This is a genomic window from Robinsoniella sp., assembly GCF_034124845.1.
The window spans coordinates 1-1,722 of record NZ_JAWYAJ010000574.1 but is presented as its reverse complement, the minus strand read 5'-3'; the positions used below and the strand labels follow the sequence as shown (position 1 = coordinate 1,722).

Genomic DNA, 1,722 nt, shown 5'->3' with positions numbered 1-1,722 from the left:
GAACAACTCTCTGCAAACTTCATTTTTTGTGTACCGCCACGCCAATGCCGTTCCATAGATTCCCCATGCCTGCCCCCTTGCCCAGGCAGAATCGTCCCGATACCCCTGAGCCGTAACCCCACGTAACGGCTCTCCTGTCCTGGGATTAAAAAAATAAGTGTGGTAGGTAGAATGATCTTCCCGCACCAGATTACGGATGCTGGTCCGGGTATGCCGTATGGCAATGTCTCTGTACTTTTCATCCCCGGTTACATAAGAAGCCCAATACAGCAGCGGCAGATTCAGCAGACAGTCTATAATCAGACGGTAATTATCCTCTGCCCCTAACGCTCCCCACGCCTGAAGGAACTCTCCTTTTTCCTGAAAGCGGCTGATCAGCTGGTCTGCCGCCAGGATTGCCGCCTCTTTTGCCCGCTGATTTCCCGTAAGCTGATAAGCTGCTACACAGGAAGGCGTATATAAAAATCCCATATCATGATGATCCACATCTGTTTTCTGTTTTATCCTATTATAAAAGCTCTCTACCTGAACCTCCGCCGATGTTCGGAACCGTTCCTCTCCCGACAGTTCATAGGCAAGCCAGTATGTTCCGGTACAGAATCCCGTTGTCCATTCTGTATTTTCTGTTGCCGGGTAAAACATATGCTCACTATTGGAACCAGGAAATTGGTAGGTAAAATTCCCCAGATTTTCTCTCAGAACCGATACTGCCCGGGCAGCTGCTCTTTGTAATTTTTCCTTGTCCATAAATGCTCTCCTGCTGTTTTCCAAAAAGGCTGCCCTTTATTTTGTAACTTTGACATAATTATCGTATGCCGTCTGCTGGATTTCAATTGCCTTTTCAATATTCCTGTCCTTTAGTTCCTGTATAAAGGCATCGTATTCATCCTCAATATTGCTGGACCCCAGAATCCAGCTCTGGAGCTTCTCATAGACGATTGGCTGGATGCCCGACATAATGCTCTTATATTCATCCATATTATCCGTACTCAGCTTCAGTTCAGGAAGTTTTGGTGCAAGAAACCACTCATCGTGTGAATCATACAGCTTGTTTGCCGCTTTCCCTGCATCATTCATGGTTGCATACTCGTAATCTGCAGCCTGAATATAACCGGCACGGTATTGCGAACCCAGGGATCGCAGATATTCCACCGGCGCCAGTCCGGATTTGAACACTTCCTCGGTAAAAGCTTTCCCGCCGTTGTCATCCACGGTATATGTCTTGCCCTCAACTCCCCAGTTCATTAAATCCGAACCTTCCTCGGTAAACATGAAATCCATGAACTCAATGACACTCTCCGGATCCTTGCACTGTGAAGAAATGCCCCATCCGCACTCAGCGTAACGGTAATCCCGTTCTTTCACATTTCCGTTCTGGTCTTTTAGGGGTGCAATTGCCACCATCTGAAATCCCGGAATTTCTTCTCCCAAAGAATCGTTGTAACTGCCTGTACTTACCCAGTCATGGGTAAATCCTCCCGTGTTATTGCTGAGCAGGGTATCTCTTGCGGACATGCCCCTTGTAAAAATCTCCGGATCAATCAGTCCCTCTTTATACCACTGGGCAAGATTTTTTACCGCCAATTTATAATTTTCCGTCAATGGTTCAAAGGTTATTTTCCCATCCCTTGTATAGAATGTTGAACTGGAATCACACAGAGCTAGATTTTCACCCATCTCTGTCTCAGCGGTAGCCGAGCGGTCAAACAGCGGAATCTCGTC

General features: G+C 46.9%; 1 protein-coding gene and 1 pseudogene. Both read right to left on the bottom strand.

Annotation, left to right across the window (positions count from 1 at the left end):
* Positions 1–747: glycoside hydrolase family 88 protein (locus ACH2DQ_RS28470; RefSeq protein WP_395028752.1), on the bottom strand; the 747-nt coding region annotated here is incomplete at its 3' end.
* 36 nt (positions 748–783) lie between these two features.
* Positions 784–1,722, bottom strand: a pseudogene (locus tag ACH2DQ_RS28465) (ABC transporter permease); the annotation flags it as partial.